Source organism: Azospirillum aestuarii, from assembly GCF_016632405.1.
Classification (GTDB): Bacteria; Pseudomonadota; Alphaproteobacteria; order Azospirillales; family Azospirillaceae; genus Azospirillum; species Azospirillum aestuarii.
This window is the reverse complement of sequence record NZ_JAEPIV010000013.1, coordinates 164,361-170,892: the sequence shown is the minus strand read 5'-3', so window position 1 is coordinate 170,892 and position 6,532 is coordinate 164,361. Positions and strand designations below refer to the sequence as shown.

Here is a 6,532-nt window from a genome sequence, read left to right as displayed (position 1 = left end):
GTCCGTCCTTCCTGATGGGCGAACCAAGCTTATCCGACTGTCCGGGAAACGGGGACCAGCTCACTCACCGTCGCCCGAACAGCCGTTCGATGTCGGACAGCTTCAGCTCCACATAGGTGGGGCGGCCGTGGTTGCACTGGCCGCTGTGGGGGGTGGCTTCCATCTGGCGCAGCAGGGCGTTCATCTCCTCCACACTGAGCGACCGCCCGGCGCGGACGGAGCCGTGGCAGGCCATGGTCCCGCACACGTCCTCCAGCCGCTCCTTCAACGACAGCGCGTCGCCCAACTCCGCCAACTCTTCGGCGAGGTCGCGGACGAGGCTCTTCACGTCGCTCTGCCCCAGCAGGGCCGGCACTTCGCGCACCAGGACACAGCCCGGACCGAAGCCCTCCACCGCCAGACCCAGTTCCGCCAACTCCGCGGCGCGGCCCAGCAGGCGGTTGGCGGACGGCTCGTCCAACTCCACCAGTTCCGGGATCAGGAGGGCCTGCCGCTTGACGCCGCCCTCCAGAAGGGCGGTCTTCATCCGCTCATAGACCAGCCGCTCGTGGGCGGCGTGCTGGTCGACGATGACGATGCCCTCGGTGGTCTGGGCGACGATGTAGGTGTTGTGGACCTGGGCGCGGGCCGCCCCCAGCGGGTGGCTGTCCAGCGGCGGAGCGGCGGCGGCCTGCGTCGCGTAATCCGGCGGGCGCGCGGCAGGTGCGGCCTGCCAGCCGGCGAGGCGGCCTTGCAAGGGGGGGAGCGGTGCCTGATGGGGCGCCTGGAAGGCGGTCGCCCGGTCGGCCAGCCCGCGCGGCACGACGGAGCCGTAGCCGCCGCCCCAGGACGGCGCCGGCTGGTGCGCCGGGTTGCGGTAGGGCAGGGGAGAAGGCGGTGGCATGGTTCCGTCCGCGTCCACCCCGCTCTCCGGGCGCAGCGCGCCCAGCGTCGCCAGCCCCACGGTGGTCGAGGCGCGATGCCCGGCCTCGGCCAGCGCGTGCTTGAGCGCCCCGACGATCAGCCCACGCACCAGACCCTGGTCGCGGAACCGCACCTCCGCCTTGGCGGGATGGACGTTGACGTCCACCTCCTGCGGGTCGAGGTCGAGGAACAGCGCCAGCATGGGGTGGCGGTCGCGCGGCAGGAAATCGGCGTAGGCGGCCCGCACCGCGCCGACCATCAGCTTGTCCCGCACCGGGCGGCCGTTGACGAACAGGTGCTGGTGGCGGGCCGTGGGGCGGTGCAGGGTGGGCAGCCCGATCCAGCCGGCGAGAGCCACCCCCTCGCGCGCCGCCCGCACCGGCACGGCGTTGTCCTGGAAGTCGCGCCCCATCAGGGCGCCCAGCCGGGTCAGCCGGGCATCCAGCAGGTCGCCCTGCGCCGCCGACAGGCGCAGCGTCGAGCGCCCCTCGCCGTCCAGCGTGAAGGCCACGCCGGGATGGGCCATGGCCAGCCGTTCGATGCAGTCGCCGATGTGGTCAAACTCGGTCCGGGCGGCCTTCAAGAATTTCAGGCGGGCGGGCACGGCGGCGAACAGGTCGCGCACCTCCACCCGAGTGCCCTGGGCGAGCGCGGCGGGCTGCGGCGCGCCCTTCAGCCCGGCGTCCACGGTCAGCGCCCAGGCGCTGTCGGCGCCGCGCGGGCGGCTGGTCAGGGTCAGGCGGCTGACCGCCCCGATGGAGGGCAGCGCCTCCCCCCGGAAGCCCAGCGAGCGGATGTCCAGCAGGTCGTCGGACGGCAGCTTGGAGGTGGCGTGCCGCTCCACGGCGAGCGCCAGCTCGTCCGGCGCCATGCCGCAGCCGTCGTCGGTGATGGTGATGAGCGATTTGCCGCCGTCGCGCACCACCACGTCGATGCGGGTGGCCCCGGCGTCGATGGCGTTCTCCACCAGTTCCTTGACGGCGGCGGCGGGTCGCTCGATCACCTCGCCGGCGGCGATTCGGTTGACGAGCGTGTCGGGCAACATGCGGATCGGCATGGCCCAAATATAGTAGGCCGGCGTCGGGAATGCCACCATGTGCGGCGGGGCTTACGCCTTGGCGAACAGTTCCTTCAGGTTCTTCAGCAAACCCGTCGCCACCTCGCCGGCAACGTCGTCCATGCCCACGGAGCGGACCGAAGCGACCACGCGGGCGTTCGGGCCGCCGCCATCGGTCACCGCCCACAGGTTGGCGCCCTGGCCGGGCCGGGTGTCGGTGAAGCGCCCCAGCACGCCCTCCTTGATGGTGCCGAGCAGCGGGCCGCTGCGCTCGTTCTGGTCCGTCAGGGAAACCATCTTCAGCGAATCGGCCGCTTTGGCTGAGATGGAAGCGAGGTCGTGGCGGCTGAAGACGACCTGCAGTTCTTTGCCACTGTTGGGCAGGCCGATCCCGATCACTCCAGCATCGGCGTCGGAATCGTCTTCGAACGGGTCCTTCTCCCCGGCGGCTCGCAGGATCTCCGGCATCTCGGGCTTGGTCAGGCCGTTCTTCTGCGCGATCTTGTCCAGAAGCGCATTGCCCGCCCCGCCCAGGAAGAACGGCCGGTCTTCGGGGAGGCCGAGCGTCTGGCGCAGCAGGCCAAACGCTTTCTCCATGTAGTCTCCATGCTTCTCCATATAGTCGATGCGGGCGAGCATGTAGTTCGGGTTGAGCTTCGCGGCGTCGATGCCGGACGGCAGGGCGGCCCCGGACGCGCCGCCTCCCTCCGGCGGGACGGTGATGGAGAAGGACCGGGCGTTCATGGCCTTGACCGCATCGGGAGACAGGCTGACCACATCCTCCCGGCTCCCGCGACCGGCGGTGGCCGCTCCCCGAGCGGAGGCATCGGGCGACTTTGCCGGAGCCGGCTTCGCGGAGCCCACGCCATAGGCGGCGGGGGTGGTGCCGGTGATGTCGGTGACGGACATGCGCGTTTCCCCTGATCGCCGATGGTTCGGCCCTCAAGTCACAGCCTGAGGTGGTGCAGAAGAATGCCTTGTCCGACGCTGGTTGGCCATGCGGCGAATGCGACCCGTCAAACCGTGCTGCCCGGTCCCGTCCACCGACGGACGGGGCAGATCACGCCGGGGTGGTCGCGTCCGCGGGGTGCCCATGGTCCTCCGCCTCCGGCTCGGCAGGAGCGGCGGGGCAGCTGGCGCGGGACGGGCCGGTGACGACGTCGAAATCGAAATCGGACATGATGGGACCTCCGGTTCGTAAGGGAGGCCGCCGTGACCGTCAGGGGGATTTTGCGTGCACCGCGTGCTGAAAACACAAAAGCCGCCTCGGGTCGGGCGGCTTCGGGTGCATCGTGGGTGTGCGATACCTAGGCCGCCGGTGTGTACCAGCGGTACCAAAATCGCCCCAGAAGGGCGGGAGAGGTGAGGCGCACGGGGTTCATGGCCTGCACCCTACGCCGGATCGCCGCGCCGCACAAGGTTTTCCTGCTGGAGCGTCGCCCGGCGTCTCGGTCATGCCGACGTCAGGCGACCGCCTCGCTGATGTCGTCGTACAGCTCCTCCGCGGCCTGGGCGGCGCCCCAGGCGATCTCCACGATCTTGTCGGCCTGGGCGGACAGGTCGGTGAAGGAGAGGCCGAGATCGAGCAGGACGAGCGATTTGTCGAAAACCTTCAGCCAGCCCGGCTTGCCCTTCTCCAGCATCTCCAGCGCCTCGTCCATCCGGTTCGCCCACTCGCGGCCTTCGTTGATCATCTCCTGCTTGGCGACGATCTTGACGATCAGGTCGTTGATCTGCTCTTCCAGCTTGGGCAGCGCCGCGGCCAGCGCCTTGTTGTTCTTGGCGACGGTCTTCATGTCCTTCATCGCCCGGTCGAGCTTGGACATCACCTTGCCGAGCTCCCGCGAGATTTCGTGGGACTTGACGTCCACGCCGTCGAGCTTGCTTAGATACTGCTTGATGTCGCCGCGGCACTTCCCGATCGTGCCGAGTTCCGTCCCGAAGACCGCGTTGATGACCTCTTTCGCGGAGTCGGAGCTGTTGCGCGCCACCGACTTCTTCGCGTTGTAGGCCTTGACGAGCTTGGTGACCTGCCCGTTGATCGCCGTGCGGAACTTCTCGGCGGACAGCCAGAGCTTGACGAGGTCCTTGAACAGCCCGAGGCAGCTCTTGACCATGCCATAGATGCCGATGACCGCGGACACTCCGCCGGTCGCCACGGCCCCGCCGATCCCGGCGGCGGAGATCGCGACGCCGCCGATCTGGAGGCCGACATGGACGGCGGCCCGCCACTTGTACTTGCTGTAGTCCTTGTTGGTCTTGATGATCTGCGCCCACGCCTTCTTGACGTTGGCGTCCACCGCCGTGGTCAGGTTGGACGCCTTCATCTTGAGGCCGGCGTAGCAGACGTCCGCCGCCGCCTTCTGCATGGTGGGGTCGCCGACCAGGCGGCCGATCACCTTGTCCGTCTTGACGACTTCGGCGACCGCCTCGGCGATGAAGTCCTTGTAGGCCGAGGAGGCGGCGTCCTGGAGCTTCTGCCAGGACAGCGGATCGTCCTGGAGCTTCTCGATGAACTCCTTATCGAACTCGACGCCGATCCCGATGTTCAGCTTGCCGTTGCCGAAGGTGATGTTCTTGGGCTTGGCTTCCGCCAGGATGGCCTTGGCGGCGTTGACCTCGATGAATTTCAGGATGGGCATCAGCGTCTCCACACGCACGGGGGCTTCCGAGGCGGTCCGGAGAAGCGTGGCGGTGGAGGATTGATGGCGCTACAAGCGATTGCACCAAATTGGCGGACGGGTGGGGCCGGCGCCCGGATGGACGCCGCATTGTCCATCCAACCTGACCTCATCCGCCCCGCTGCGCTGACTCAGCCGCCGTTCCGCCGCATGATCTCAGCCAGGAAGGACGCCTGTTCCTTCACCATGCCCATCACGTCCTCTTCGGCCATGCTGCGGGCGGCTTCCGTGAAACTGGACAGCGAGACACCGGAGTCCTTCAACTTATTGCTTGCCGCTTCCTCTTCGCCGCTTTGGAGGAAGCGCGGATCGGCCAGATTCATGGTATAGGGCGACACGATCCGGGTCGAACGGGGAGGACCATTCACCGGCATGTCCCGGCGGCCCGAGCCGGATTCCGATCCGGAGAGAGCGCTCAGGATCGCGCTGTAATCGTCCGAACCGCCCTGGCCGTTCTTTTCCAGTTCGCCCAGCCGCGAAACCAGTTCCTTGCGCCGGGCCAGCGTGTTGTCCGTCGCCTTTAGCATCTCGTCTGCGGTGACGCTGTCGGCACGGGCGAAGAGGCCGGGATTCCGGGACTCGAACATCATGCTGCCGGTCGCGAAAGACGTGCGGCGTGCCTGCTTCAGGCTGCTCATCAGCGCGTTGTTCACGTCGTCCCCGGTGACCTTGCCACTGTCCACAAGGTCGCCGAGGAGGGTGCGTTCGTTCTGCTTCAGCTTGTTGAACAGGTCCAGCGAAGGCCCCTTGAGGCTTGCCGCCAGCGTGCTCAGGGACAGGGTGTCCTTGGTGCCCGCAGTGGCGGTAGCGGCTGTGCTGCCGATCTGATCGCCATCGGCGGCGCGTGACTGGGAGGTGGCTTTTGTGGAGGCGGCCGATGATATCGAATATGCACCGATCGAGGCTGACTGAACATCCATGGCCGCATCCTCCTGGGATCTCGATTCCTTCCATCGCTTATATGCTTTTTTTTTGATATCCGCAATAGGATCGAAATACAAGGCGGCTCTATATTACTTAGTTATCTAAGTAATACTATAGTATGCGCCCGTACAGCTGTATTTCATTTAAAATTATTTTGCCATTCACAAGAATCATGATAAATGAATAGCGTGCATTCATTGTATGGGCACGAACTTTAATTCATGGAGGAAAATTGTGACCTACTATAACTATGCGCTGTCCAATGGGAATGACTTGGCGCCGGGTGGATCATACCCGGGCTCTATCACGGATCAATTCTCAATCTACGGCTTGGGGGGCAACGATACGATCGCCGGCGGCTACTATGCCGATTACCTCGACGGCGGTGATGGCAACGACAACCTGTTCGGCCATGGCGGTTCCGATACGCTGCTGGGCGGCAACGGCGACGATGATCTGAACGGCGATACCGAGGCGGACCTGCTGCATGGTGGCAGTGGGTACGACGTGATCTACGGCGGAACGACCTCGGCGTCGGGGAACGACACGCTGATCGGGGGCGGTTCCTACTCGTGGGACGAGCTTTACGGTGGTGCCGGCGACGACACCTACTACCACGATCCCCTTCTGGGCGGAAACACCTACATTTTCGATTCGGCGAACAGCAATCCGGGTTCGGCGGACCGGCTGGTTTTCCTGAACGTGTCGCTGAGTGACCTGCAGGCGACCTGGGTCAACACCAATGACCTGTGGCTCTATACGATCGCTGACATCAATGACAACCAGCAGATCGACAACGGTGTTCTGATCGAGAATTTCCGGACCAACTCCAACACCGTCGGAATTTCGACGATCGAGCAGCTCCAGGTCGGCAGCACGGTCTACAACTTCCCAGCTCTGCTGGGTGTCGTTTGACGGGTTTCCCGCCGGTCGGCATAGGGCGATAGAAAGGCGGAAGAGCGGCAGG

The 6,532-nt window shown here is 65.8% G+C and carries 5 protein-coding genes; 1 reads left to right on the top strand and 4 read right to left on the bottom strand.

The window, feature by feature from the left end:
* Positions 1–64: 64 nt before the first annotated feature.
* The 4 genes from mutL to JJL56_RS21075 all read right to left on the bottom strand — a co-directional run bounded on the left by mutL (position 65) and on the right by JJL56_RS21075 (position 5,561).
* Positions 65–1,960: a DNA mismatch repair endonuclease MutL gene (mutL, locus tag JJL56_RS21090; RefSeq protein WP_200486157.1), complete on the bottom strand. Its 1,896-nt coding sequence runs from the start codon at positions 1,958–1,960 to the stop codon at positions 65–67.
* 51 nt (positions 1,961–2,011) lie between these two features.
* On the bottom strand, positions 2,012–2,869 hold the full coding sequence (locus JJL56_RS21085; RefSeq protein ID WP_200486156.1) for a hypothetical protein: 858 nt from the start codon (positions 2,867–2,869) through the stop codon (positions 2,012–2,014).
* Between the two features lie 554 nt (positions 2,870–3,423).
* Positions 3,424–4,602 carry a hypothetical protein gene (locus JJL56_RS21080; protein WP_145626723.1) on the bottom strand — a complete coding sequence of 393 codons (1,179 nt, stop codon included), beginning with the start codon at positions 4,600–4,602 and terminating at the stop codon, positions 3,424–3,426.
* Between the two features lie 170 nt (positions 4,603–4,772).
* Positions 4,773–5,561, bottom strand: a complete 789-nt coding sequence (locus JJL56_RS21075; RefSeq protein ID WP_145626724.1) for a hypothetical protein — start codon at positions 5,559–5,561, stop codon at positions 4,773–4,775.
* A 238-nt stretch (positions 5,562–5,799) separates the two neighbouring features.
* Between JJL56_RS21075 and JJL56_RS21070 the strand changes: the two genes are divergently transcribed.
* The gene (locus JJL56_RS21070) at positions 5,800–6,480 is read left to right on the top strand and encodes a calcium-binding protein (protein WP_145626725.1); all 681 of its coding nucleotides are present in this window, start codon (positions 5,800–5,802) and stop codon (positions 6,478–6,480) included.
* Positions 6,481–6,532 lie beyond the last annotated feature (52 nt).